This window comes from Marinobacterium alkalitolerans, assembly GCF_017776525.1.
In the GTDB taxonomy this organism is placed as follows: domain Bacteria; phylum Pseudomonadota; class Gammaproteobacteria; order Pseudomonadales; family Balneatricaceae; genus Marinobacterium; species Marinobacterium alkalitolerans.
The window spans coordinates 38,214-62,993 of sequence record NZ_JACVEW010000004.1; the positions used below are offsets into that span (position 1 = coordinate 38,214).

Annotated in this window: 24 protein-coding genes; 15 read left to right on the top strand and 9 right to left on the bottom strand. The window is 60.2% G+C overall.

The annotated features are described in order from the left end of the window. Positions 1-56: 56 nt before the first annotated feature. Both H9C73_RS03570 and H9C73_RS03575 read left to right on the top strand, forming a co-directional pair. Positions 57-1,430 carry a DUF4856 domain-containing protein gene (locus H9C73_RS03570; protein ID WP_209286422.1) on the top strand — a complete coding sequence of 458 codons (1,374 nt, stop codon included), beginning with the start codon at positions 57-59 and terminating at the stop codon, positions 1,428-1,430. A gap of 46 nt (positions 1,431-1,476) precedes the next feature. Further along, positions 1,477-2,442 carry a sterol desaturase family protein gene (locus H9C73_RS03575; RefSeq protein WP_209286423.1) on the top strand — a complete coding sequence of 322 codons (966 nt, stop codon included), beginning with the start codon at positions 1,477-1,479 and terminating at the stop codon, positions 2,440-2,442. Here the strand turns inward: H9C73_RS03575 and ung are convergent. The 3 genes from ung to prfB form a co-directional block, all read right to left on the bottom strand. Further along, the gene (gene ung, locus H9C73_RS03580) at positions 2,433-3,128 is read right to left on the bottom strand and encodes a uracil-DNA glycosylase (protein ID WP_209286424.1); all 696 of its coding nucleotides are present in this window, start codon (positions 3,126-3,128) and stop codon (positions 2,433-2,435) included. The two genes, H9C73_RS03575 and ung, sit on opposite strands and share 10 nt — an antisense overlap. 71 nt (positions 3,129-3,199) lie before the next feature. After that, positions 3,200-4,702 carry a lysine--tRNA ligase gene (gene lysS, locus H9C73_RS03585; protein ID WP_209286425.1) on the bottom strand — a complete coding sequence of 501 codons (1,503 nt, stop codon included), beginning with the start codon at positions 4,700-4,702 and terminating at the stop codon, positions 3,200-3,202. A 24-nt stretch (positions 4,703-4,726) separates the two neighbouring features. Further along, on the bottom strand, positions 4,727-5,821 hold the full coding sequence (gene prfB, locus H9C73_RS03590; RefSeq protein WP_209286426.1) for a peptide chain release factor 2: 1,095 nt from the start codon (positions 5,819-5,821) through the stop codon (positions 4,727-4,729). A gap of 153 nt (positions 5,822-5,974) precedes the next feature. On the opposite strand from prfB, the gene nhaD reads away from it, so the two are divergent. Then, positions 5,975-7,420, top strand: coding sequence for a sodium:proton antiporter NhaD (gene nhaD / locus H9C73_RS03595; RefSeq protein ID WP_236014063.1), 1,446 nt, complete (start codon positions 5,975-5,977; stop codon positions 7,418-7,420). A gap of 2 nt (positions 7,421-7,422) precedes the next feature. Then, positions 7,423-8,100 (top strand): cytochrome b/b6 domain-containing protein, encoded by a 678-nt coding sequence (locus tag H9C73_RS03600; protein ID WP_209286428.1) that lies wholly within the window; start codon positions 7,423-7,425, stop codon positions 8,098-8,100. 68 nt (positions 8,101-8,168) lie between these two features. Here H9C73_RS03600 and H9C73_RS03605 read toward each other — a convergent pair whose 3' ends face one another. Beyond that, positions 8,169-8,612: a c-type cytochrome gene (locus H9C73_RS03605; RefSeq protein ID WP_209286429.1), complete on the bottom strand. Its 444-nt coding sequence runs from the start codon at positions 8,610-8,612 to the stop codon at positions 8,169-8,171. A 156-nt stretch (positions 8,613-8,768) separates the two neighbouring features. Between H9C73_RS03605 and H9C73_RS03610 the strand changes: the two genes are divergently transcribed. Beyond that, positions 8,769-9,998: an MFS transporter gene (locus H9C73_RS03610; RefSeq protein ID WP_209286430.1), complete on the top strand. Its 1,230-nt coding sequence runs from the start codon at positions 8,769-8,771 to the stop codon at positions 9,996-9,998. On the opposite strand, the gene fldB is transcribed toward H9C73_RS03610, so the two are convergent. Continuing rightward, positions 9,971-10,486 carry a flavodoxin FldB gene (fldB, locus tag H9C73_RS03615; RefSeq protein ID WP_209286431.1) on the bottom strand — a complete coding sequence of 172 codons (516 nt, stop codon included), beginning with the start codon at positions 10,484-10,486 and terminating at the stop codon, positions 9,971-9,973. The genes H9C73_RS03610 and fldB overlap by 28 nt on opposite strands. 74 nt (positions 10,487-10,560) lie before the next feature. Then, complete coding sequence (locus tag H9C73_RS03620; protein ID WP_209286432.1) at positions 10,561-10,890, bottom strand: phasin family protein; 330 nt, start codon at positions 10,888-10,890, stop codon at positions 10,561-10,563. A 124-nt stretch (positions 10,891-11,014) separates the two neighbouring features. Between H9C73_RS03620 and gloA the strand changes: the two genes are divergently transcribed. Next, complete coding sequence (gene gloA / locus H9C73_RS03625) at positions 11,015-11,413, top strand: lactoylglutathione lyase (RefSeq protein WP_209286433.1); 399 nt, start codon at positions 11,015-11,017, stop codon at positions 11,411-11,413. 19 nt (positions 11,414-11,432) lie between these two features. Here the strand turns inward: gloA and H9C73_RS03630 are convergent, their stop codons facing one another. Then, the gene (locus tag H9C73_RS03630) at positions 11,433-13,061 is read right to left on the bottom strand and encodes a methyl-accepting chemotaxis protein (protein WP_209286434.1); all 1,629 of its coding nucleotides are present in this window, start codon (positions 13,059-13,061) and stop codon (positions 11,433-11,435) included. A 253-nt stretch (positions 13,062-13,314) separates the two neighbouring features. On the opposite strand from H9C73_RS03630, the gene H9C73_RS03635 reads away from it, so the two are divergent. The 3 genes from H9C73_RS03635 to H9C73_RS03645 all read left to right on the top strand — a co-directional run bounded on the left by H9C73_RS03635 (position 13,315) and on the right by H9C73_RS03645 (position 16,057). Further along, positions 13,315-14,133: a tetratricopeptide repeat protein gene (locus H9C73_RS03635; RefSeq protein WP_328797933.1), complete on the top strand. Its 819-nt coding sequence runs from the start codon at positions 13,315-13,317 to the stop codon at positions 14,131-14,133. Between the two features lie 130 nt (positions 14,134-14,263). Beyond that, complete coding sequence (locus H9C73_RS03640) at positions 14,264-15,475, top strand: YeeE/YedE family protein (protein ID WP_209286435.1); 1,212 nt, start codon at positions 14,264-14,266, stop codon at positions 15,473-15,475. Between the two features lie 87 nt (positions 15,476-15,562). Further along, entirely contained in the window at positions 15,563-16,057 is a 495-nt protein-coding gene (locus H9C73_RS03645) for an RDD family protein (RefSeq protein WP_209286436.1), read from the top strand. Positions 16,058-16,062: 5 nt separating this feature from the next. On the opposite strand, the gene lptG is transcribed toward H9C73_RS03645, so the two are convergent. Both lptG and lptF read right to left on the bottom strand, forming a co-directional pair. Then, positions 16,063-17,124 (bottom strand): LPS export ABC transporter permease LptG, encoded by a 1,062-nt coding sequence (gene lptG, locus H9C73_RS03650; protein WP_209286437.1) that lies wholly within the window; start codon positions 17,122-17,124, stop codon positions 16,063-16,065. Beyond that, a complete protein-coding gene (gene lptF / locus H9C73_RS03655; protein WP_209286438.1) occupies positions 17,124-18,236 on the bottom strand; it encodes an LPS export ABC transporter permease LptF in 1,113 nt (370 codons plus the stop codon). Before lptF ends, lptG begins: the two co-directional genes overlap by 1 nt. A gap of 173 nt (positions 18,237-18,409) precedes the next feature. Between lptF and H9C73_RS03660 the strand changes: the two genes are divergently transcribed. From H9C73_RS03660 to H9C73_RS03685, 6 genes are all read left to right on the top strand, one after another. Next, complete coding sequence (locus tag H9C73_RS03660; RefSeq protein WP_209286439.1) at positions 18,410-19,915, top strand: leucyl aminopeptidase; 1,506 nt, start codon at positions 18,410-18,412, stop codon at positions 19,913-19,915. Between the two features lie 6 nt (positions 19,916-19,921). Beyond that, entirely contained in the window at positions 19,922-20,353 is a 432-nt protein-coding gene (locus H9C73_RS03665; RefSeq protein WP_209286440.1) for a DNA polymerase III subunit chi, read from the top strand. 65 nt (positions 20,354-20,418) lie between these two features. Then, entirely contained in the window at positions 20,419-21,552 is a 1,134-nt protein-coding gene (locus H9C73_RS03670) for an efflux RND transporter periplasmic adaptor subunit (protein WP_209286441.1), read from the top strand. Beyond that, positions 21,549-22,232 (top strand): ABC transporter ATP-binding protein, encoded by a 684-nt coding sequence (locus H9C73_RS03675; protein ID WP_209286442.1) that lies wholly within the window; start codon positions 21,549-21,551, stop codon positions 22,230-22,232. The genes H9C73_RS03670 and H9C73_RS03675 overlap by 4 nt, the downstream gene beginning before the upstream one ends. Beyond that, entirely contained in the window at positions 22,219-23,439 is a 1,221-nt protein-coding gene (locus tag H9C73_RS03680) for an ABC transporter permease (protein WP_209286443.1), read from the top strand. Before H9C73_RS03675 ends, H9C73_RS03680 begins: the two co-directional genes overlap by 14 nt. Next, positions 23,426-24,622: an ABC transporter permease gene (locus tag H9C73_RS03685; RefSeq protein WP_209286444.1), complete on the top strand. Its 1,197-nt coding sequence runs from the start codon at positions 23,426-23,428 to the stop codon at positions 24,620-24,622. Before H9C73_RS03680 ends, H9C73_RS03685 begins: the two co-directional genes overlap by 14 nt. The last annotated feature ends 158 nt before the right edge of the window (positions 24,623-24,780 follow it).

Sequence of the window (24,780 nt, forward strand, 5' to 3'; positions counted from 1 at the left end):
GTTATCGTTCGCAGCCATGAATGAGAACAATTCACATAACGATTTGAGATAAAGATATGCTGAAGAGATTGTCACTGGCCGTTTCACTTGCCGTTTCTACCCAGGCTTTTGCACAGGACTATGCGGACTTCCCGGTTACCGTGAAGGGGTATGAAGGCAGTGCCACCACCTCAACCGCCTACACGGGTCAGGCCGCTCGTCAGGTCCTTCACAACTCGCTGAAGTCCCTGATTGGTGCCAATGCCGACATTGAAACACTGCTCGCCTACTACGAAGGCAAGGACGAGCAGCGCAAGGTTGTCGACCCTGTCAGCAAGGATGGTTTCCCGGTTAAACAGTCTCTGGTGGCTGATATTTCTGCTGGCAAGAACCTCAGCGGCAAGGCCTACGGTGGTATCGTCAACGGCTGGCCGGGTCAGATGACCGGGGACGAAGTACTGCGTCACCTGTTGACCAAGGCGGCTGAAAGCGAAAAGGGCTATGACCCGCTGATCGGCTACGATTATCGCCAGATTTTCTCCAAGTTTGCCATGGGCGCGGTGTTCTACCACCAGGCTGTAGACGTATACCTCGATGAGCGCATTACCGCTGCCTCCCACCGTAACGATGCCCCCTACAAGGATGGTGCCGCCTACACCGGCAAAGAGCATGTCTGGGACGAAGCCTTCGGCTACTTTGGCGCCCCCGCACACACGCTGGATCTGACCCCGGCCGAGGTATACGGCATCGCCAAGCAGAAGGCCGAACTGTTCGACAAGGCAGATGCCAACGATGACGGCGTTGTTGATCTGTCCAGCGAAATGGCATTTGCGCACGCATACTACGCGGCGGGTGCCGACAAGGGTGGCAAGTCCAACTACCTGCATACCATTACTCAGGCATTTGTGGACGGACGCCAGCTGATTGCTGATGCAAACGGCGAGCAGCTGACCGATGATGAGCTTGCCAAGCTGGCCGACTACGCCGACACCATCAAGCAGAACTGGGAGCGTGTCATCGCAGAGGCGGCCTTCAAATATGCCGGCTCCGTATACAAGGACATCCAGGCCCTTCTGGCTGCCATCGACAGCGGTGAAAGCACCAGCGAAATCATCCGCACCTATGCCAAGCACTGGGGTGAAATGAAAGGCTTTGCCCTGTCTCTGGGTGTCAGTGGACGCGATCTGGGTGCCTTTGGCGTACAGCTGGACCGCCTGATCGGCTTCAGCCCGGTCATGCTGGGCGATACTCAGGTGACCGGCATCGATGCCGAGGGTAACTTCACCCAGTCCAACAGCATCACGCTGCAGGCCTATGCGTTGAACATGCTGAAGGTTCAGAAGCTGCTGGCACAGCAGTTCCACCTGCTGGATCGCAAGAACGACATGCTGAATAACATGGATAGCCTGGCCGAAGAGATCAAGGTCAAGGCGCACATGGAAAACGACTGATCAAGGGGTCGTCAGGGGGGCTGGGCAGCCAGCCTCCTGGTTCATTATGAGTGAACTTCTGAATACGCTCTATGCCAGCACATTCGGAACAGACAAGCGCCTGTTCATTCTGCACCTGGCAACGGCCGCAGCCCTGGGCATATTAGTGTTAAGGGCCCGGCAGCATTCCTGGCGCCAGGCCTGTTCGCAGGTTCTGTCGACCCGAACCTGGCGGACCCCTTCAGCTCGCGCCGACTACCAGATCATCCTGCTCAACCTGCTGATCTTCATTCCGCTCACGCCCTGGTTACCCGATGCCATAGCGTTGGCTCAATGGGGACTGACGCAAGTGAACAACTGGTTTGAGCGGCCCATGCTGTTTGTTGAAACACCCTGGGTCATCCCCTTTGCATTCACCCTGTGCCTGTTCGTACTGGATGATTTCGCTCGATACTGGCTACACCGGTTAATGCACCGCTTGCCCGCGCTCTGGTACTTCCATGCCGTTCACCACAGCGCCCGCACACTGACACCTCTGACCGTACTTCGGGCCCATCCGGTGGAAGTACTGCTGTTCAGCATGCGCTCGGTTGTGGTCAACGCCTGCTGTCTGGCTGTGTTCTTCTATTTTTTCCCGGGTCAGATCAGCCTGATCACGTTGCTGGGGGCCAACGTGTTCAACTTTGGCTTCAACCTGCTGGGGAGCAACCTGCGCCACTCCCATATTTACTGGCGCTACTGGTCCTGGCTGGAGGGCTGGCTCATTTCGCCCGCCCAGCACCAGATTCACCACTCGGCTCGCCCCCGCCACTACGATAAAAACTTCGGCGCCATGCTGGCCATTTGGGACCGACTTTTCGGCACCCTGTACCGCTCCGACGAGCAGCCGCCTAAACGCCTGGGCACTCACTGGCGCCGGCAGCCGGGGGAGCAATCTCTGCTGCAGCTTTATGTGGGCCCGTTCAGGCAACTGGCGCGCAGGTGGACAGGCCACCCGCGCCAATCAAAACGCAGCCCCAGCCCTCAGGACTGAAGAGCCGATAGCGGCGGCAACTCCCACTGCACAGGCTGCATGCCCTGCTGTTCGAGCCACTGGTTCGCCTTTGAAAAATGGCCACAGCCAAAGAATCCGCGGTGAGCCGACAACGGCGAGGGGTGCGGGGCTTTCAGGACGAGGTGCTTGTGCGTATCGATGCTGGCACCCTTTTTCTGTGCATAACTACCCCAGAGCATGAACACCACATGCTCACACTGCTCATTCACCAGCTCGATCACACGGTCCGTGAAGCGCTCCCAGCCCTTGCCCTGATGGGCATTGGCATTACTCTGCTCCACGGTCAGCACTGCGTTGAGCAACAACACCCCCTGCCAAGCCCAGCTTTCCAGATAACCATGATCGGCTGGTGCGATCCCCAGATCGCTCTGTAACTCCTTGTAAATATTCACCAGCGAGGGCGGCGTTTTGACACCGGGCTTCACAGAGAAGCAGAGCCCATGTGCCTGACCGGGCTGATGATAGGGATCCTGACCGATCACCACTACCTTGACCTGATCCAGCGGCGTCGCCTCCAGCGCATGGAACCAGTTGGAGGAGTGTGGATAGATCACCTTGTGCGCAGCCTTCTCAGCCTGCAGAAACTGTTTCAGCGCCTGCATGTAGGGCTGATCGAACTCCGGCTGCAGCCAGGGCTGCCAGCTCGGTGCCTTGTCAAGAGCCATAGATACTCTCCGTAAACAAACAGGGCCACTCGAAGTGGCCCTGTGGATAACGCAATAGTCGCGGTCAGCGATCAGCCACGCGGACGCATGGCCGGGAACAGCAGCACATCACGAATCGACGGTGAATCGGTAAACAGCATCACCAGACGATCAATGCCGATACCTTCACCCGCGGTCGGCGGCAGGCCGTATTCCAGTGCCTGTACGTAGTCTTCATCAAAGTGCATCGCTTCGTCATCACCGGCGTCTTTCTCTTCCACCTGCTTGCGGAAGCGCTCGGCCTGATCTTCAGCGTCGTTCAACTCCGAGAAGCCGTTGGCCAGCTCACGGCCGCCCACGAAGAATTCAAAGCGATCGGTCACATGCGGGTTGTGATCGCTGCGACGGGCCAGCGGGCTGACTTCAGTCGGATACTCGGTGATGAAGGTCGGCTGCTGCAGACGGTGCTCGACGGTTTTCTCGAAGATTTCGATCTGTACCTTGCCCAGACCCCAGCCGTCTTTCACGTCGATATCCATGCGTTCGGCGATCTGGCGTGCAGCGGTTTCGTCTGCCAGCGCTTCGGCGGTGATATCCGGGTTAAAGTGCAGGATGGAGTCGAATACGCTCATGCGGGTGAACGGCTTGCCCATGTCGTACTCGAAGGTTTCCAGCACTTCGCCTTCTTCGTTACGCACGGTGTTGGTGACAAGGGTTGTCCCCAGCACATCCTTGGCAACGGTGCGCAGCATGTCTTCGGTCAGGTCCATCAGGTCGTTGTAATCCGCATAGGCCTGATAGAACTCAATCATGGTGAATTCCGGGTTATGACGGGTCGAAAGCCCTTCATTACGGAAGTTGCGGTTGATCTCGAACACCCGCTCAAAGCCGCCCACGACCAGACGCTTCAGGTACAGCTCCGGCGCGATACGCAGGTACATGTCCAGATCAAGCGCGTTGTGATGGGTAATGAACGGACGTGCGGTCGCACCACCGGGAATCGGGTGCAACATCGGGGTTTCGGCTTCGATGAAGCGGCGATCGATCAGGTACTTGCGGATACCGGCCACGATCTTCGAGCGCATCTCGAACACCTTGCGCGACTGATCATTCATGATCAGGTCCACATAACGCTGACGGTAGCGCATCTCCATGTCCTGCAGGCCCTTGAACTTGTCCGGCAGCGGACGCAGGCTCTTGGTCAGCAGTTCAAACTCTTCCATGTCAACGTACAGGTCGCCCTTGCCGGACTTGTGCAGCTGGCCGCTGACGCCAATGATGTCGCCCAGGTCCAGTGACTTGGCAAACGGACGCGCCGGCTTGTTGACGTAGAGCTGGATGCGGCCGCTCATGTCCTGCAGGACCATAAAGGCGCCACGGTTGAGCATGACGCGTCCGGCCACGGACACGCGAATGCCAGCTTCTGCCAGCTCTTCCTTGCTCTTGTCGCCATGCGCCTGCTGCAGGTCTTCGGCATAGCTGTCACGGCGGAAGGTGTTCGGGAAAGCATTGCCTTCCTCGCGCAGCGCAGCGAGTTTTTCGCGGCGCTCGGCGATCAGGCGGTTTTCATCTTGCTGCACACTGTTGTCTGACATCGGGCGTTACCTTAAAACGAAAACTTACAGGCCGGCCTTGAGGCTGGCTTCAATAAACTGGTCCAGATCACCGTCCAGTACGCGATCACAGTTGGAGGTTTGCACGTTGGTGCGCAGATCCTTGATGCGCTGATCGTCCAGCACGTAGGAGCGGATCTGGCTGCCCCAGCCGATATCGGCCTTGGAGTCTTCCAGCTCCTGTGCGGCTTCGCGGCGCTTCATCATCTCCATCTCGTAGAGCTTTGCACGCAGCTGCTTCATACAGGTGTCACGGTTCTGGTGCTGGGAGCGTGCCGACTGGCTCTGTACCACGATACCGGAAGGCTCGTGCGTGATACGGACCGCCGATTCGGTTCGGTTTACGTGCTGACCACCAGCGCCGGAAGCGCGATACACGTCCACGCGCAGGTCGGCCGGGTTGATTTCGATATCCACGTTATCGTCGATTTCGGGGGAGACGAATACGGACGAGAACGAGGTGTGGCGACGGCCACCGGAGTCGAACGGTGATTTACGCACCAGACGGTGCACACCGGTTTCAGTCCGCAGCCAGCCAAAGGCATACTCGCCTTCAAAGCGGATGGTGGCCGACTTGATACCGGCAACTTCACCGTCGGATACCTCGATCAGCTCGGTCTTGAAGCCCTTGCTTTCACCCCAGCGCAGGTACATTCGCAGCAGCATATTGGCCCAGTCCTGAGCTTCGGTACCGCCCGAACCCGCCTGAATATCCAGGTATGCGTTGTTCTCATCCGCTTCGCCGCAGAACATGCGACGGAATTCCAGCTGCTCCAGCATCTTTTTCAGCCGCTCAACATCGGCCTCAACCTCAGCCACGGTGTCTTCGTCGTTCTCTTCGACGGCCATCTCCAGCAGGTCGCCGGCATCGCTGATACCGGTCTCCAGCTCGTCGATGGTTTTAACCACGTTCTCAAGCCCGGCGCGCTCCTTGCCCAACTGCTGGGCATTGTCCGGATCGTTCCAGACATTGGGATCTTCAAGCTCGCGTTCCACCTCTTCCAGGCGCTCACGCTTGCCGTCGTAATCAAGGTAGGTGCGCAGCGCCAGGGTACGCTCGCTGAACTCTTTCAGACTGTTGAGAATCGGGTTGATTTCCATCGTGGTACTTGGACACTCGTTGGCTAGGAAAAAGAGGAGTATCTTAACTGATCAGGCGCAGTGTTTGAATGACTGTGCCGACTGTCTGCGGTTCGACTTGCCATTCTCAGCGGGTAGAATGCGGCAATAAATCAGGAGTTGCTTATGAAAAGGATGCGTGGAAGACGATGGCTGGCCGCCCTCCCGACGGGACTGGTGGCATCTCCGGTCGTGGCGGCAGAGACAGCCACCCGGATCCTGGACCTGACCCAAAACGTCTACGCGTATCTGGCCCTGATGATTTTCGTACTGGGCTACATCTGCGTGGTGCTGGAAGAGCGCCTGGAGCTGCGCAAGTCCAAACCCGTGATTGTGGCCGCCGGGCTGGTCTGGATTCTGGTGGCCCTGGCCTATCGACAACAGGGCGACATGCATACGGCGGGGATAGAACTCCAGCGCTACATCCTCGACTACGCCGAGCTTTTCCTGTTTCTAATCGCGGCCATGACCTACGTGAACATGCTGGAGGAGCGGCGCGTATTTGCTGCGCTGCGAACCTGGCTGGTCACGCGCGAATTCTCCCTGCGCCAGATCTACTGGGTCACCGGACTACTTACCTTCATACTGTCCCCCATCGCCGATAACCTCTCAACCGCGCTGTTGATGGGGGCCGTGGTGCTGGCGGTAGGCAACCACCACTACCGCTTTATCTCCGTCGGCTGTGTCAACGTGGTGGTGGCCGCCAATGCAGGCGGCGCTTTCAGCCCTTTCGGTGATATTACAACGCTGATGGTATGGCAACAGGAAAAGGTCGCCTTCCCCGAATTCGGCCTGCTTCTGTTGCCCTCTTTGGTCAACTGGCTGGTGCCCGCACTTATCATGTCGACCGTCGTTGAGCCCTCTCAGCCCGGTGGCGAGCGCCGCCATCAGCGCATGAAAAAGGGCGGTGTCACCATCATGCTGATGTTTATCGCAACCATTGCCCTGTCGGTTCTGGTTCACAGCCTGCTTCATCTGCCGCCGGTACTGGGCATGATGACCGGTCTGGGCGCACTGAAGATGTACGGCTACTTCCTGAGCCAGCACGACCCGATTTACCGCGAACAGGGGCATATCACTCACCACCATGCGGACAACAGCAGCACACAGAGCATGCTGCGGGGCGACCATACCGGTGTCATCCGCCGCTTTGACATTTTCAAGGTCGTAGAGCGTGAGTCCTGGGACACCCTGATGTTTTTCTACGGTGTTGTGCTCTGTGTCGGCGGGCTTGCCACACTCGGCTACCTGAGCAACCTGTCCACGCTCCTGTACGGCAGCCTCGGGGTGACGCTGGCCAACAGCCTGATCGGCCTGATGTCGGCACTGGTGGACAACATTCCGATCATGGTCGCCGTACTGGGCATGGACCCCGGCATGACGCTGCCCCAGTGGCTGCTGGCGACCCTCACGGTCGGCACGGGCGGCTCCCTGCTGTCGATCGGCTCCGCTGCCGGCGTTGCGCTCATGGGGCAGGCGCGGGGAACCTATACCTTCTTCAGCCATCTCAGATGGAGCTGGGCCATTTTGCTGGGTTACAGCGCCAGCATTCTCTGTCACCTCTGGTTAAATGGACATTGATCATGACACATCAACCTGACACAACCCTGCCAACCCCCGTCTGGGACCTGTTTGTGCGCCTGTTCCACTGGCTGCTGGCAGCGAGCATCCTGTTTGCCTGGTGGAGTGGCGAACAGGGCGGCAACTGGATGACCTGGCACATGCGTGCCGGCTATACCGTTCTTGGACTGATTCTGTTTCGGCTTGGCTGGGGGCTTGTGGGCACTCACTATGCCCGTTTCAAAGAATTCATCCGCGGCCCCAAACAGACGCTTGGCTATGGCATGAAGATGCTGCGTCGTGAAGAGCATCAGCATGCCGGACACAACCCTCTGGGTGGCTGGATGGTACTGGTACTGCTGCTGTTGAGCGCCGCTCAGGCCGGTACAGGTCTTTTTGCCAATGATGAAATTTTCACCGAAGGGCCGCTGGTCCACCTGGTGAGTTATGACCTGAGTGTGGAAATCACGCGCTGGCACAAGCTGATTTTCGATGGTCTGCTGATCGCCATCGGGCTTCACCTGCTGGGCGTGATCTGGCACCAGCGTCTGCGCGGTGAAAAGCTCATACAGGCGATGCTGCACGGCCGCAAGCCGCTGCCCGAAGGTACTACCGGTGCGGGCCCTACGCCCTGGGTGCGGGGTCTGTTGCTGGCACTGGGCTCAGCAGCGCTGATTTGGGCACTGGTGAACCTGCTGTAGCTGACATGAAAAAGGGCGCTCAATGCGCCCTTTTCGTTTATGGATCCGACTGTGAACTGAAGCCCTGATCAGTCCTTGAAGTTGTCGTGGCAGCCCTTGCAGGTTTTGCCGACTTCACCAAAGGCCGGGCGAATCTGATCCATATCACCACTGGCAGCAACTTCAGCCAGCTTGGCGGTATTCTCGGCCAGCATGTTCATGCCGCCTTCAAACTTGTCCCAGTTCTCTTCGATGGCGGGCAGCGCATCTGTATCACCGCTGTAGGAGCCTTCGATGAAACCTTCTTTCGGCAGCTGACTCAGCTGAGCCACGATTTCGGCACGGCGCGCGAAGTCTTCGGCATCGTAATCCATCTTGCCTTTGACCATCGCCCCCATGGTGCCAAAGTGCCATTTAATGGCGCTGAACACGCCCTGGCGGTAGTCAATTGCGTCTTCCGGCTTGGTCGCCATGGCAGCGGTGCTTGCCACAGCCAGTACGCCAGCCAATCCCATTGCAGCAATCTTGTTCATAACAGTTCCCTTTTGATTGTCTGAGTCAGGACTCAATATTAGACATAACTAATCGAGCAATTCAATGATGCACGCAGTTGGCCCGCAAACACAACCTGAATCAGTATAATGCCGGCTCAACCCAGCCTTGAGGCAGCAGGCCCGATGATTAGTTCCATGCCCCTTTTGTTACGACTGATGCTTCCATTCGCGCTCGGCTACTGGCTGTCCTACGTGTTTCGCGTTATCAATGCAGTGGTGGCCCCCGCCATTATGGACAGCCTGCATCTGGACGCCTCCACGCTGGGGTTCATCTCAAGTGCGTACTTTCTCACCTTTGCGGCCTGCCAGATCCCGCTGGGTATTCTGCTGGACCGCTACCAGACCCGCACCATCGCTTCGGTACTGCTGTGCATTGCCGCCGCCGGCAGCCTGCTGTTTGCAGTGGCCGAATCAGCACTGACACTCTGGCTGGGGCGGGGGCTGATCGGCATCGGGGTGTCTGCCTGTTTGATGGCGGCGTTCAAGGCCTACACCAGCTGGCTCAAGGCCGAGCAGCTTCCGATGATTAACGGCCTGCAACTCACATTTGGCGGTCTGGGTGCCCTGAGCGCGACCCTGCCTGTCGAGTGGGCGCTGGCCTGGACCGACTGGCGGACACTGTTTATCGGGCTGGCACTGCTCTGCCTGGCCGTTGCACTGCTGACCCGTGTGCTGATCCCCTGCACAGAGAGTCCAGGGGGACATCAGAGCCTGAAGGAGGATTTGCGCCAGGTGGGGCAGGTATTGAGGACACCCGCTTTCTATCAGCTGGCTCCGGCCAGCATGGTGTCTCAGTCGCTGTTCATTGCCACCCAGTCGCTGTGGGCCGGCGAATGGCTGCGGCATGTGAGCGGACTTTCCGCCAGTGCGGCGGCAGACATGCTGATGATCTCCGCAGCCAGCATGGTGGCCGGCTTTCTGACACTGGGCACTCTGGCAAGCCGGTTGCAACGGCTGGGAATGAAAACCACAGAGGTCAGCTTTGCCGGCATGGCCGTTTTTCTGGCGGCACTGATCTGGATTCAGTACCAGCCCGAAGAGGCGCCTGTGGTGGCCTGGGCCCTGTTCGGCTTCTTCGGTACCTCCGGGACCCTGATGTTTGCAGGGCTGGGGCAGGCATTTCCCAAGGCGATCAGTGGCCGGGTGACCACCACGCTGAATCTGGGCATTTTTCTGGGGGCCTTTGTCATGCAGTGGGGCATGGGGGCCATCATCGAGCTCTGGGGGGCTGGCGATGACGGGCGTTACCCCACCGAAGCCTACCGCACGGCACTGGCGGTGGGCTCCTGTATCCAGGCGTCAAGCCTGTGCTGGTATGTGCTGTGCCGACGCCGGGCTCAGCTGTCGAATGCGGCCAGTACCTGAGGCCACCACTGCTGCAGGCGAGCCTCCGTCTCGCTGCGCTGCCCGTCCTCGTCCAGCGCCAGTCCGACAAAGTGCTGCCCGTCAGGCGTCAACGCCTTGGAGGCGTCAAAATCATAGCCATCGGTTGACCAGGGCACGACCACTTCTCCGCCGGCGGACACGACCTGATCGTGCAATGCCCCCATGGCATCCAGGAACCACTCGCCATAACCGAGCTGGTCACCCAAACCAAACAGAGCAACCCTCCTGGCTTGAAAATCGATCTGGCTGAACGCCTGCCAGTGCTCGTCCCAGTCTTCCTGCAGCTCACCAAAGTCCCAGGTCGGAATGCCCAGAATCAGGGTGTCGTAGTCCTGCATACGCGCAACGCCCTCGGCGGCGATATCATGCAAACGGACTCGGTCCGGGGCCATGGCCGCTATCTGCTGTGCAACCTCTTCAGTGTTTCCAGTAGTACTGGCGTAAAAGAGACCGATCTGACCCGGCATGCGTTTTCCTCTTCGTGCAAATAAAAAGCAGCCCAATGGGCTGCTTAGTGTCTGTATCCAAGCGAGAGGCTACTTTACTTTTTGCCGGTCACTGCCTCAACCGAATCCTGTGCCAGCTGCTGCATGGCCTGCTGAGCGGCGGTCAACGCCTTCAGGTTCTGCTCATTGGCGGCGCGCAGGGTCTGTTCCAGTTCCTTGGCGTAGGCTTGCTGAAGTTCAAGCATGTCATTGGGGCTTTTGCACTTCTGCAACTCGCTGGTTTGTTGCATGGTGGCCTCGATGCAGGCCTTGGTGCACTCCATCTGCTGACGCGTCAGTTCCTCGAGCATCTTGGTCTGGATATTCACCAGTTCACGAAATGGTGCCATCGATTCTGTCATCTGTTTGGTCATGTCCTGGAACATTGTCAGCCCCCCTTGGCTATTGTTGTTCAATACTCTCAATTAACCATTGTAGGCTAAAAGCCGCAAGCAGATTTCGTTAAACTAAAGCATTAGACAGGCCGAATACCCACAGGAGGTTTTGATCATGCGCATGTTACATACCATGTACCGTGTTTCCGACTTGGAAAAGTCGCTGGCGTTTTACACTGAAGTGCTGGGTATGCGTCTGTTGCGGCGCAAGGATTACCCCGAAGGCAAATTCACGCTTGCCTTTGTGGGCTATGGTGACGAGAGCGAAAACACCGTGCTGGAGCTGACCCATAACTGGGATACCAGCGGCTACGATCTGGGCAACGGCTATGGCCATATCGCCATCGAAGTCGATGATGTGTATCAGGCCTGTGAAGATATCAAGGCCCGCGGTGGAGAAGTCGTACGTGAAGCCGGCCCAATGAAGAACAGCACATCAGGCACCATCCTGGCATTTGTGAAAGACCCGGACGGCTACCTGATCGAACTGCTCAGCCCTAACCGCAAGGACTGAGCCGCAGACGGTTCCGGGGTTACACCCGGAACCGTCCCGCCATATCCTGCAGGCTTGCTGCCAGACGTGAAAGCTCCTGACTGGCAGACTCCGTCTGCGATGCGCCGGACGCCGATTCCTGCGCCCCGTCGTTGATCGCCACCAGTGAACGGTTGATCTCTTCTGCAACACTGCTCTGCTCTTCAGAGGCACTGGCGATCTGAGCATTCAGGTCGGTAATACGTTTGACCGCCTCCGCGATCAGGTGCAGCGCTTCTCCCGCCTCTTCAGCGCGGCTTCCGGTCTGCTCCGCCTGCTCCTGACTATCCTGCATGGCAGTGGCAGCGGTGGATGTACCACGCTGCAGGCGACCAATTACCTGCTGAATTTCGGCCGTGGACTCCTGCGTCCGCTGGGCCAGAGAGCGCACTTCATCGGCAACAACCGCAAAGCCACGCCCCTGCTCACCGGCACGTGCCGCTTCAATCGCCGCGTTCAGGGCCAGCAGGTTGGTTTGTTCAGCAATCGCGTTGATGACATCAATCACCGAGCCAATGGATTCGCTGTCTTTTTCTACAACCGCCAGTTCCTGGGCCACACGGGCCACCTGGCTTACCAGTTCCGAAGTCGCCGCGACAGCACTGTTGACCACACGGTTGCCGTTATCCGAAGCCTCCAGCGTATTCTTGGCTTCCACGTCAGCATTCTCGGCACTGCCGGCCACTTCACGGACGGTCGCGACCATCTCGTTCATCGCGGCTGCCACCTGCTCCACTTCCGCACGCTGGCGGTTGATCACCTGGCTGGAGTGGCTGCTGACACTGCTCATCTCCTCGGCCGCCGAGGCCAGCTGAGTCGTCGCACCTGAAATCTCGCCCACCAGTGTCTGCATCTGCTGCAGCATGCTGTTAAAGCTGTCCGCGATATGGCCCAGCTCGTTCTTGCCTTCCACGTTGGCGCGCAGGCGCAAGTCAGACTGGGTTGCAACCTGATCCATAACCCCCTGCAGATGATCCAGCGGACCACGAATGGAGCGATAGATCAGCACGCTCAGCAGCACCAGAGCCACCACAATGGCACCGGCGAGTGCGATCTGAAACACCAGCTGTCGCTCATAGTTGCTGCGCAGCTCCTGACGTGTCATGTCGGCTTCGTGCAACTGCAGATTGACCAGCTCGGCCACCTTGTCACTGATAGGATCAACGGTTTTATAAAGGTCGCCATTGAAGCCGTACATTTCACCGTAGGTGAGGCCGCTCATTTCGCTCAAGCGCTCGATAACGGCACTGATAGATGCATCTGCCACCGCCATCAGCTCCTTGGCTTCGTTGATCAGTCGAAGCTCTTCCCCGGATGCCTGCAGTTCAAGGTAGGCTTCCCAGTTGGACTGAATGGCATCTCTGGCTTCCGTGACCTGCTTGAGCGCCTGCTCTGCCGGAATCAGACTCTTGTCGACCTTGTTCACGGTATCGATCACGTTGACGGCATAGTTGTCCGCAACATTTTTCAACATCTCAAGCGGTACAATCCGCTCCTGATAGAGTTCATCGATACCACTGTTAGCCCGCTCAAGCTCAAGCAATGAGGTGACAACAACAAGCAGCAGGCCCAGAATCGGCACTACCGAGCCGATAATCAGCTTGCTTCGAATAGTCATTTTTTTCAGCATGTTGGGTTTCCAGGTCGTATAAAAAGGTCTGATCGAGGGGCAGGTTCAGGTGCGTGGAACACACCTTTTCATGTACAATTGTACATTAGAACCACCTTAATAATACAGGCAAGCCCTGAGTGGCGGGGGTTAACATCATTATCGTCACCCCGGGGCGATACAACAACCGTTCTTGCTGTAGTTTTTTTGAAACACTTTTCGGCGGAAGCCGTCTCGACGACTTCCTGAATGCATCAAGTATGATGATGAAGGCATGGCTTCAATGAACAAATCCGCACTATTCGCAGCGGCCGGGCTGCTGTTCTCTCTGCACACCACCTCCCTTTTTGCTGCCAGCATTGACGCAGCACAGCGTGCTATCGACGCCGGTGATTACGGCAAGGCCCAGAGTGAACTGGAACCGCTGGTTAAATCCCGGGATCCCGCCGCCATGAACCTGCTTGGCAATCTGTACGAAAACGGCTGGGGTGTCGAGAAAGACACCGAGCGTGCCCAGCGTCTGTATGAGCAGGGTGCACGCCAGGGGCATCTGGAAAGCGTGAACAGCCTGCGCGCCCTCAAGAACCGAGCCTACAAGGTCGAATTTGACCGTTTGCTGCCGCTGGCCAACAACGGCGACGGTGACGCTCAGAACCGCATCGGCGAAATGTATGAATTCGGTTATGGCGTCGAGCGCAGCAGTGACAAGGCCATTGAGTGGTACCGCAAGGCCGCCGAGCAGAATGTGGTCGCCGCCTGGCACAATCTGGGCCGCTGCTTTAACTTCGGCACCGGCGTAGAACAGAACTACACCCTGGCCGAAGAGTGGTACCGCAAGGCGGCCGAGCAGGGACACATGGAAGCCATGTTCTTCCTCGGCACCCTGTATTCAAACAACCATGGTCAGGACAACAGCGTTGACAATGACATCGCTGCCTACGCCTGGATGCATAACGCTGCCGTACTGGGCAACAGCACTGCCGCGACCATCGAAACCCGCCTGAAGCTGAAGCTCGACGGTGAAGAGCTGAAACAGGCCGAAGCCCTGGCGGACAAATACAAACAGGAATACGTTACGCCCTTCCAGCAGTAATTCCGCTCGCGGACAGGCCCAACGGTTATAACCGTATCGAATAACTGGTTCGATTATATTCTTGGATGCGCATATTAGCAGAGGTTAAAATGCGCATCCTTTAACCAGTTAAACAATCGCCTTGATGCCTATGTCCGCACCTACTCTCACGGCTACAAACGCCTCCCCTCTGCTGCGCCAACCGGTGGCGCTGGCGGCTTCGATTGCCGCACTGACGGGACTGTTCACGTATCTTGCCCAGAATCAGGGACAGCATTCGGGTCTGGTCATGTTGCTGGGCGCGGCCCTCGGCGTGGCGCTCTATCACGCCTCTTTCGGCTTCACGACCGCCTGGCGCACATTCGTCACCACCGGTCGCGGGCGTGCCATCCGGGCACAGATGTTGATGCTCGCCGTTGCCGTCTGCCTGTTCTTCCCGGCCCTCGCGGCAGGCGAACTCTTTGGCCAGCAGGTGTTTGGCTTCGTCCGACCACTGAGTGTTTCGGTTGTCTTCGGTGCCTTTATTTTCGGTATCGGCATGCAGATTGCCAATGGCTGTGCGTCGGGGAACCTGTACCACGCCGGCGGCGGCCAGCTGCGAGCCATTCCCAGCATGATCGGCTTTGCAGCCGGTGCGCTCTGGGCCACCCATGATTATGAGTGGTGGACCACCCAGCCCTCGCTGGCCCCGGTCGACCTGATCGAACTGTTGGGACTGGCCCCCGCCATTGCACTCAACCTGGCGGTCTTTGCCGCCATCGCACTGCTGACCCGTGCGATTGAGAAACGCCGCCACGGCGCAGTGGAAGCGGATGATGCCGGCGCCGATCAACCGCTGTCTCGCCGACTGCTGAGCGGCCCCTGGCCCTTTATCTGGGGTGCCGTGGCACTGGCCGTTCTGAATTTTGCCACTCTGGCCATGATCGGTCGTCCCTGGGCGGTCGCGCTGGCGTACCCGCTGTGGGGCGCCAAGGCGGCAGAAGCCATGAACCTGGGGCTGGATGTGGACTTCTGGGGCTACTGGCTGATGCCCGGGCGTGATACGGCCCTGATGGGTGGTGTACTGGATGACAGTGCCAGCCTGATGAACATCGGCGTCATTCTGGGTGCGCTGGTGGCTGCAACCCTGGCCGGTCGCTTTTCCCTGAGCTGGAAAATGCCGCTGATGCAGTGGGTCGCGGCCATTCTTGGCGGCCTGATGCTCGGCTACGGCGCCACCATCGCATTTGGCTGCAACATTGGTGCCTTTTTCGGCGGCATCGCGTCCGGCAGCCTGCACGGCTGGCTGTGGCTGGTGGCAGCCTTTGCGGGCAGCTTTGTCGGCACCTGGTTTCGCCCGCTGTTCCGCCTCCCCCGTACCTGATCCCTGCCACGCCGGGCTTAGCCCGGCCCCGGCTGGGGTGCTACAATCCGGTTCCATTATTCACTGCATGAATCAGGAATCGACTGTATGCACCGCCCGTTCAAACAGGAGTTCTCCCAAACCGCGCCCGCCTCTTTCATCAAGCGCCTGATGGCGATGATCTACGACAGCCTGCTGATCGTGGCACTCTGGATGGTGATAGGTGCAATCAGTGTTGCTCTGAACGATGGCGAGGCGATCAGCATTGAAACCAGCCCGGCCAGCGCCGTGGCCCTGTTCAACTCCGCCCTGTTCTGCGCCACCTTCCTGTTCTTCGGCTTCTTCTGGACCCGTAACGGCCAAACGCTGGGCATGCTGGCCTGGCGCCTGCGGGTGCAAACCCTGGCCGGCGGCCGTATGAGCTGGAGCCAGGCACTGGTTCGTTTCCTGCTGGCCATCCCCTCACTGGGCCTGTTCGGGATCGGTTTCCTGTGGATGCTGGTCACGGACGAGCGCCTGTGTCTGCACGACCGCTGGTCGGGCACCTGCATGGTGCAGCTGCCCAAACCGGAGAAGAAAAAGAAGGATAAAGCGAAGGGCTGAGCCGGTCAGCCGGCCCGACGCAACAGCCAGGCCCCGGTGCCGGCGCAGATCGCAATTGGCACGGCGACCGCCACCAGCGGCGGGAAGCCGAAAACGGTACTGGCCGGTCCCAGCAGGTCCTGCGCGAACTTGAACACCAGCCCCAGCACCACGCCTGCAATGATACGCTGGCCGATGGTGACGCTGCGCAGTGGCCCGAAGATAAAGGACACGCCGATCAGCACCAGCGCCAGAATCGCCAGCGGCTGCAGCAGCTTGCCCCAGAACGCCAGCAGGTAGCTGTCCGCCTTGACGCCCTGCTCTTCCAGATACGCCGAGTAGGACCAGAGTCCGCTGATCGACAGATCCACCGGATCCACGACGATGACGGACAGAAGGTCCGGTGTCAGGCCGCTGCTCCAGCGCTCCTGTTCGTGCGTCTCAACCTCAGTCCCCAGATCGGTAAAGCGAGTGGTCTGAACCTGTTCCAGTGCCCACTGCTCATCGTCATAGCGCCCTTTCACGGCAAAACTGGACCACTCAAGCTGGTTGTCCTCCGCAAAGCGATAGCGCGTCACCCCGTGGATAACACCGCCGGGCTCAACCGCGTTGATGTGGATAAACAGAGGGCCTTCCCGATGCCAGATACCATATTTTGAACTCAGAGCCCCCCCACCGGACTGCGCCAGTGCCCTGAAGCTCTGCGCTTTCTGCTCCGTATGGGGCGCAATGAACTGTCCCAGCACCAGTGCCAGCGCCGCCAGCAACAGAACCGGCTTCATCACGGCCAGCAGGATGCGACCGGTGGAAAAACCCGCCGCACGCATGACGGTCAATTCGCTGTGTGTAGCCAGCAGCCCAAGCCCGATCAGGCACCCCACCAGCGAACTCAGGGGGATGAATTCATACAGACGACGCGGTGCCGTCAGCGCCAGGTACTGCAGTGCTTCACCCAGGCTGTAGGTGTCATCCACATCATCCAGCTGCTCCAGCAGGGCCGAGATCAGATCCAGCCCCACGACCACCAGCAGCACCGCCATAATGGCGCCCAACACATGGCGCCCGATGTAACGTTCAAGCATCAACATCAACCGGCCCTCCCGCGCAGTTTCGGCATGCCGGGCAGACGGTTCCACAGGCGCTCCCAGAAACGCTCGGCCAGAATCAGGTTGGCTGCAAAGGCCAGGAAGGCAGCATGCACCAGCCACAACACCCAGATCGGCTGGTCACCGTCTTCCACCGCTGAACGGGTACTGGTCAGTAAAGACAGGTACAACAGATACACAATGATCGACGGAATCAGCTTGGCAAAGCGTCCCTGACGCGGATTGGTTCGGCTCATGGGAACAGCGATCATGGTGACGATAAACGCCAGCACCGGCAGTGACAGGCGCCAGTGGAAACGCGCCTGCTGCGCCAGATTCTCGCTCTGCATCAACACGGAGGTCGGCATGGCGTCCAGCTCGGTAATTTCAGTGGCCAGACGCGCCTCGGGCAGTTTGATCCCGTAACGCTCATATTCGGTACGACTGTAGGCATGCCGGCCGGGCTCACCGTCATAGCGATAGCCGTTTTCCAGCACCAGGAAACGCCCCTCGAACTCGGGCAACAACTGCCGTTCGGCGCGCTCGGCCATCAACACCACCGGCTGGCCGTTCTCGTCCCTCTGGGCAATGAAGACCTCTTCCAGCTGGTCGGACTCGGCATCGTAGGATTCCGCGTAGGTCACCTGACGCCCGCCGGTCTGGGACAGAAAGCGGCCCGGCGTCAGCATTTCCAGTTCGCTGCGCGATTCCTGAATACTGAAGATGGCCTCGGTCTTGGCGGCACCGGCCGGTGCCAGCCAGAGTGACAGCAGGGCCACCAGCCCCGCAATCAGCGTTGCCGGCCCCAATGCGTGCAGCACCAGCCGTTTCTGGCTGATCCCACAGGCCCGGAACACCACCATTTCACTGTCCAGATAGAGCCGCCCGAAGGCCAGCAGAATGCCCAGAAACAGCCCCAGGGGCAGCAGCAGCTCAAGGAAGCCGGGCATACGCCAGAGCATGACCCAGAAAACAAAGTCGGCATCGAGACGGCCGGTGGCTGCCTCGGCCAGATACTTGATCAGGCGGGCACTGCTGATAATCAGCAACAGCACGGCAGTAACCGCCGTGGTGGTGATCAGCACCTCACGTGCCAGATATCGGAAGATGATCAAAACAGATTCCCTTTCGCCGCCATGGTTTCCAATCGGAGAAATGGTTTATAGTGCGCGGTACACATGTGATGGGACGCGCCTACCACCACCGCTGCCGTTTTCAGCGGGCAGCCATGCGTATGAGTGGGCGCATTATCGCGCAATCAGTCTGCAATGTCTTGTACGGAGTCGTCATGGATTTTGAGATCATCAACGGCAGTGTTGAATCACTGGAAACCGAATGCCTTATCGTTGCCCTGGAAGCAGAGGGCGCCCTCTGTCCTTCTGCCGCAACCGTGGACAAGGCATCCGGCGGCTACCTGACCGAACTGGTTGAAAACGGCGATATTGCCGGCAAAGCGGGCCAGACACTGCTGCTGTTCAAGGTGCCCGGCATCAAGGCACGCCGCGTCCTGCTGGTGGGTCTGGGCACCGAAAAGGAACGCAAGGACCGCCACTACCGCAAGCTGGTCAAGGCGATCACCGCGACCCTGAAACAGTCCGGCATCACCTCGGCAGCGTTCGCACTGGATGGCTGTGCCAGCTACCGTGATGATGTTTACCGTGCCACCCGCCAGCTGGTGGAGTGGGTATCGGCCGACTTTTATCAGTACGACGAAACCAAGAGCAAGAAAGCCGATCCGGCCAAGCTGGAAAACGTGCAGATCCTGCTGTCCGAAGAGGACACCGAACTGGGTGAAGGCGCACTGCTGGACGGTGTCGCCATCGCCAACGGCGTGAGCACCGCCCGTGAACTGGGCAACCTGCCCGGCAACATCTGCACCCCGGTCTATCTGGCCGAGCGTGCCGAAGCCCTGTCCGAAGAGTTTGACGACATTCACACCCGCATCCTCGATGAAGACGAAATGGCCGAACTGGGCATGCACAGCCTGCTGGCCGTTGGCCGCGGCAGTGCCCAGCCGTCTCGCCTGATCGTGATGGAATACAACGGCGGCGAATCCGACGAGAAACCGCACGTGCTGGTCGGCAAGGGCATCACTTTCGACACCGGTGGCATCAGCCTCAAGCCCGGTGCGGCCATGGACGAAATGAAGTTCGACATGTGCGGTGCCGCCAGCGTATTCGGTGCCATGGAAGCCGTGGCCGAAATGCAGCTCCCGATCAACGTGGTGGGCATTGTGGCCGCAGCCGAAAACATGCCGGGCAGCCAGGCCACCAAGCCGGGCGACATCGTCACCACCATGGCCGGCAAGACGGTCGAGATTCTCAACACCGATGCTGAAGGCCGACTAGTGCTCTGCGACGCACTCACCTATGCGGGCCGGTACGAGCCGGAAACCGTGGTGGATATCGCCACCCTGACCGGTGCCTGCATTATCGCACTGGGCCATCACGCCACCGGCATCCTGTCCAACGACGAAGAGCTGGCCGGCGCCCTGCTGGACTCCGGCGATTACGCGGCTGACCGCGGCTGGCCGCTGCCCCTCTGGGACGAGTTCCAGGAACTGCTGGACTCCAACTTTGCCGACATGGCCAACATCGGTGGCCGTTCAGCCGGCACCATCACCGCAGCCTGCTTCCTGTCCCGCTTTACCGAAGAGTACCGCTGGGCACACCTGGATATCGCCGGCGTGGCCTGGAACAGCAACGGCAAGGAAAAAGGCGCCACCGGCCGCTGTGTACCCATGTTGAGCCAGTACCTTCTGGATCTGGCTGAACAGGCACAGGACGAGGACTGATCCCCCTTGTCCCGCGCCGATTACTACATCCTGCCGGACAGCGACCCGGACAGCCGGGCCGCTTTCCTGTGCCGGCTGTGTGACAAAATCCTGGGGCTCGGCCTCAGGGTGTTCATCAGCACCGAACATGAAAGCGACGCCCGGCGGCTGGACCAGCAGCTCTGGACCGCCCGCCCGGACAGCTTCGTGCCCCACGTGCTACTCGGCGGGGAGCCCGACTCCCCCATCGAGATCGGCTGGGGCGACCAGCTGCCCGAGCATCGTCAGGTGTTCGTCAACCTCTCGGCCAAGCTGCCCGAGGCCGCATTCGACTTTGAACGCATTGTCGAAATCGTGGTGCAAACACCCGAAGTCCTGGCCGCCACACGGGACAACTACGCCCGCTGTCGCGACCGCGGAATTGAACTGCACCGTACGGACATGCGCCCAAGGGGTTGAGCCCGATCAAGCCCGGCCCCGGCGCCCTTGCCTATACTGCATCCGTACCGCAAGGAGCATACCGGATGAAAAAGCTGTTCTGGGGCCTGTTCACACTGGGCCTGATCGCCACCGCCTTCTACCTGCTCAACCGCCCGGACCCCGTTCAGGTTGAACTGACCACCGTCAGCACCGGGACAGTCGAACAGATCGCGGCCAACAGCCGTGCCGGTACCATCAAGGCCTGCCGCCGTTCCCGTTTGTCCATGCCCCAGGGGGGCCGCGTTGACCGTCTGCTGGTCGATGAAGGGGATCGCGTTGAACAGGGCCAGCCCCTGCTGGAACTCTGGAGTGACGACCTGCGTGCCCGCACTGCAGAAGCGGCCGCAGTCCTGAACGCCCGCTCCATTCAGGCCCAGAGCGCATGCGATACGGCCGAACTGGCGCAGCGCGAATCCCGTCGCGCCGAGTCGCTGGCACGCAACCAGCTGGCCTCGGAAGAACTGCTGGACCAGCGCCAGACCGAAGCCCGCCGCGCCCGACTGGCCTGCGCTGAAGCCAAGGCCATGCGCGATCAGGCCGAAGCCAGCCTGCAACTGAATCAGGTCCTGCTTGACGACCGCATACTCAAGGCACCCTTTGACGGCATCGTTGCCGAAATCAACGGTGAAGTGGGCGAATACGTAACGCCCTCCCCGCCCGGCGTTCCCACACCACCGGCCGTCGATCTGATCGACGACACCTGCCTGTATGTCCGTGCCCCCATCGACGAGGTGGAAGCCTCCCGGCTGGTGGTCGGACAACCCGTTCGGATCACGCTGGACGCCTTCCGCGGCCAGAGTTTTCCGGGCGAACTGCAGCGCATCGCCCCCTTCGTCTCGGAGCAGGAAAAGCAGGCACGCACCGTGGACGTGGACGTTCGCTTCACGCCGCCCCCCGAGTCCGCCCATCTGCTGGTCGGCTACAGCGCAGACGTTGAGGTGATCATCGAGCGCCAGGAAAACACCCTGCGCGTGCCCACCGAAACCCTGCTGCAGGGCAATCAGGTACTGCGCTATGACCCTGACAGTGAAACGCTGGAAGCGGTCGACCTGACTACCGGGCTGGGCAACTGGACCTGGACCCAGGTGCTCGACGGACTGAGCGAAGGCGACCGCATTCTGCAGGCACTGGACACCGAAGGGGCTGAAGCCGGCGCCCGGGTGGTGCCCGCGCCATGATCCGCCTTGAGCAGCTGAACAAGGTGTACCAGCTCGGTGGCGAGCCGGTGCAGGCGCTGGATCACGTGGACCTGAGCATCGACGCCGGCGAATATCTCTCCGTGATGGGGCCGTCGGGCTCCGGCAAGTCCACCCTGCTCAACATGCTCGGCCTGCTGGATACCCCGGACAGCGGCCGTTACTGGCTGGACGAACGCGAAATGACCGCCCTGTCCGAAGAAGGCCGCGCGGCCGAGCGCAACCGCCATATCGGCTTCGTGTTTCAGGCCTATCACCTGATCGACCGGCTCAGTGCCCGGGAGAACATCGAGCTGCCGCTGGTGCTGAACGGCACCGCCCCGGCAGAACGTAAGCCCGCCGTGGGTGCCCTGCTGGAACGCCTCGGCCTGTCCCACCATGCCGACCACCTGCCGCATCAGCTCTCGGGTGGTCAGCGCCAGCGTGTGGCCATCGCCCGCGCCGTCATCCGCAAGCCCCGCCTGCTGCTGGCCGATGAGCCCACCGGCAATCTGGACAGCCATTCCGGGCGCGACGTGATCGAACTGCTGGAAGAGCTCAACGCCGAGGGCATCACGCTGGTGATGGTCACGCACGACGCCAGCATGGGTGCCCGCGCCCACCGCAGGCTGTGGATGCAGGACGGCTGCCTGCTGAAGGACGAGCGTCATGCGCCCGGCTGACCTGCTGCGCTTCAACGGTCGCCTGCTGACCGGCCAGTGGTTTCGGACCCTGATGACACTGCTGGCTACCGCCGTGGGCGTCGCCGCCGTGCTGCTGCTAACCGGACTGGGCGAAGGGGCCCGCCGTTTCGTCTTGAACGAATTCAACCTGCTGGGCAGCGATGTGCTGATCATGCTGCCCGGACGCAAGGAAACCAGTGGCGGCATTCCGCCGCTGACCGGTGAAGGCACCCGGGACCTGACCTTGGCCGATGCCCGCGCCGTGGAGTCACTGCCCGGCATCGCCTCGGTGGCGCCACTGGTGGTGGGCCTGACCCAGGTGGAAGCCGAAGGCCGTAACCGGGAGCTGATGGTGGTCGGCACCAACCAGCGTTTTTTTCAGATGCGCCAGCTTGAGATGGAACAGGGCCGCCCCCTGCCCGCCATGCGGCTCGACCGGGCCGAAGCGGTCTGCGTCATTGGAGCCGAGGTCCGGCACAGTCTTTTTGGCCAGGCACCGGTGCTGGGGCGCTGGCTGCGCACCGCCGACCGTCGCTGTCGCGTCATCGGGGTGATGGCCGAGCGCGGGGTTTCGCTGGGTACGGACATGAGTGAATCGGTGATTATTCCGGTGGCGAGCGCCCAGCAACTGTTCAACACCGAAGGGCTGTTCCGCCTGTTCATTCAGGTGCGCCACCCGAGCCTGATCGAGAGTACCAAGCCCCAGATCCTGCAACTGATACAGGCCCGCCATCAGGGCGAGCGTGACGTGACTCTGATCACTCAGGACAGCCTGCTGGGCGTGTTTGACGATATTCTCAAGCTGCTCACACTGTCGGTCGGCGCCATCGCCGCCATCAGCCTGATCGTGGCCGGTATTCTGATCATGAACATCACCCTGATCAGTGTCACCCAGCGCACCTCCGAGATCGGGCTGCTGAAAGCACTCGGCGCCAGCGAAAACGAGGTGCACCGTCTGTTCCTGAGCGAAGCACTGATGATGGCGTTGCTGGGCTCGGCATTGGGGGTCGGCACCGGCTATGCCCTGCTGGGCGCCGCCCACTGGATGTGGCCCGAGTTCCCGGTGTCCGTGCCCCTGTGGGCACTGCTCGGAGCCATCGCCCTCGCGCTGGGCGTGGCACTGGTGTTTGCCTGGCTGCCGGCACGCAAGGCGGCCCGCCTGCCGCCGGTACTGGCATTAAAGGGGCTCACCCATGCGCAGTCCTGATTATCTGCGCCTCGTCCTGCGCACCCTGCACGCCAGCCGCATGCGCAGCGCCTTGACCGTGCTCGGCATCGCCATCGGCATCTGCGCCGTGGTGCTGCTGACCACACTGGGGGAAGGTGTGCGCCTCTACGTGCTGGACAACTTCTCCCAGTTCGGCAGCCGCATCGTCGCCATCAACCCGGGCAAATCCCAGACCGGCGGCACCGGCGGCCTGCTGGCCAGCACTCGCCCGCTGCTGGTAGAGGATGCCAACAGCCTGCAGCAACTCCCCCACGTGGAGTATGTAGTGCCCGTGGTACAGGGCAGCGGCGCAATCGAATTTGGCCGCCGCGTGCGCTACACCGATATCATCGGCTCGGGCAGCGATATGGCCCGTGCCTGGCGCTTTGAAGTCGCGCAGGGCCGGTTTCTGCCGGACAGCCGCAGCGGCTACCCCAAGCCCTGGGCGGTGCTGGGCCACAAGGTCAAACAGGAGCTGTTCGCCGAGCAGAACGCGCTGGGCCAGTTCATCCGAGTGGGCGGCGAACGCTACCGGGTGGTCGGCGTCATGGCCGAGAAAGGCCAGATGTTGGGCTTCGATCTGGACGATATCGTCTACATTCCGGTCGAACGCGCCCTGAGCCTGTTCAACCGCACCGGCCTGATGGAGATTGATGTGACCTACCGTGCCGGCATCAGCGCCGATGCCATGGCAGAGCTGATCCGCCAGCGCCTGATCAGCCGACACGGCGTGGAAGACTTCTCCCTCATCACTCAGGATGAAATGCTCAAAAGCCTGGACCGGATTCTGGCCGTACTCACACTGGCCGTCGGCGGGCTGGGCGGTATTTCACTGGTGGTCGGCGCCATCGGCATCGTCACCATCATGGTCACCAGCGTGCAGGAGCGGCGCGCTGAAGTGGGCCTGCTGCGCGCCCTGGGCGCCACCGCCCGGCAGGTGATGTGGCTGTTTCTGGGTGAAGCGGTGCTGCTGTCGTTGCTGGGCGGTGTGGCCGGCATTCTGCTAAGCGGCCTGGCACTGGCTGCACTGGCGCTGGGCATTCCCGGGCTGCCCATCCAGCTTGACCCCTTCTACCTGCTGCTGGCACTGGCGCTCTCGGCGATGGTCGGGCTGATCTCAGGCGTGCTGCCCGCAAGGCGCGCCGCCGGGCTGAACCCGGTACTGGCACTGCAGAGTGAGTAAGGCGGTTGCACAGATGCTGCGTTTGGATTGGCCGGCGGTGGTTAGTCTGGCGAATTTGAAAAGTTCTGGTGTTGGCCAAAAGGAGACATTAACGCCTTACTAACTAAAAAAGATGGGCGGGGCCAATAAACCGGGGGAACTACAGCGTCCGCCAACAG

Coding starts and splice junctions, on each gene's coding strand:
- lptG (WP_209286437.1), bottom strand. CDS start 17,124: ATGTTGATGCTTGAACGTTACATCGGGCGCCATGTGTTGGGCGCCATT.
- ung (WP_209286424.1), bottom strand. CDS start 3,128: ATGGCTCTTGACAAGGCACCGAGCTGGCAGCCCTGGCTGCAGCCGGAG.
- H9C73_RS03640 (WP_209286435.1), top strand. CDS start 14,264: ATGTCCGCACCTACTCTCACGGCTACAAACGCCTCCCCTCTGCTGCGC.
- H9C73_RS03645 (WP_209286436.1), top strand. CDS start 15,563: ATGCACCGCCCGTTCAAACAGGAGTTCTCCCAAACCGCGCCCGCCTCT.
- fldB (WP_209286431.1), bottom strand. CDS start 10,486: ATGCCGGGTCAGATCGGTCTCTTTTACGCCAGTACTACTGGAAACACT.
- H9C73_RS03575 (WP_209286423.1), top strand. CDS start 1,477: ATGAGTGAACTTCTGAATACGCTCTATGCCAGCACATTCGGAACAGAC.
- lysS (WP_209286425.1), bottom strand. CDS start 4,702: ATGTCAGACAACAGTGTGCAGCAAGATGAAAACCGCCTGATCGCCGAG.
- gloA (WP_209286433.1), top strand. CDS start 11,015: ATGCGCATGTTACATACCATGTACCGTGTTTCCGACTTGGAAAAGTCG.
- H9C73_RS03570 (WP_209286422.1), top strand. CDS start 57: ATGCTGAAGAGATTGTCACTGGCCGTTTCACTTGCCGTTTCTACCCAG.
- H9C73_RS03635 (WP_328797933.1), top strand. CDS start 13,315: ATGGCTTCAATGAACAAATCCGCACTATTCGCAGCGGCCGGGCTGCTG.
- H9C73_RS03600 (WP_209286428.1), top strand. CDS start 7,423: ATGACACATCAACCTGACACAACCCTGCCAACCCCCGTCTGGGACCTG.
- H9C73_RS03620 (WP_209286432.1), bottom strand. CDS start 10,890: ATGTTCCAGGACATGACCAAACAGATGACAGAATCGATGGCACCATTT.
- H9C73_RS03660 (WP_209286439.1), top strand. CDS start 18,410: ATGGATTTTGAGATCATCAACGGCAGTGTTGAATCACTGGAAACCGAA.
- H9C73_RS03605 (WP_209286429.1), bottom strand. CDS start 8,612: ATGAACAAGATTGCTGCAATGGGATTGGCTGGCGTACTGGCTGTGGCA.
- H9C73_RS03670 (WP_209286441.1), top strand. CDS start 20,419: ATGAAAAAGCTGTTCTGGGGCCTGTTCACACTGGGCCTGATCGCCACC.
- H9C73_RS03685 (WP_209286444.1), top strand. CDS start 23,426: ATGCGCAGTCCTGATTATCTGCGCCTCGTCCTGCGCACCCTGCACGCC.
- H9C73_RS03610 (WP_209286430.1), top strand. CDS start 8,769: ATGCCCCTTTTGTTACGACTGATGCTTCCATTCGCGCTCGGCTACTGG.
- H9C73_RS03630 (WP_209286434.1), bottom strand. CDS start 13,061: ATGCTGAAAAAAATGACTATTCGAAGCAAGCTGATTATCGGCTCGGTA.
- nhaD (WP_236014063.1), top strand. CDS start 5,975: ATGCGTGGAAGACGATGGCTGGCCGCCCTCCCGACGGGACTGGTGGCA.
- H9C73_RS03680 (WP_209286443.1), top strand. CDS start 22,219: ATGCGCCCGGCTGACCTGCTGCGCTTCAACGGTCGCCTGCTGACCGGC.
- H9C73_RS03675 (WP_209286442.1), top strand. CDS start 21,549: ATGATCCGCCTTGAGCAGCTGAACAAGGTGTACCAGCTCGGTGGCGAG.
- prfB (WP_209286426.1), bottom strand. CDS start 5,821: ATGGAAATCAACCCGATTCTCAACAGTCTGAAAGAGTTCAGCGAGCGT.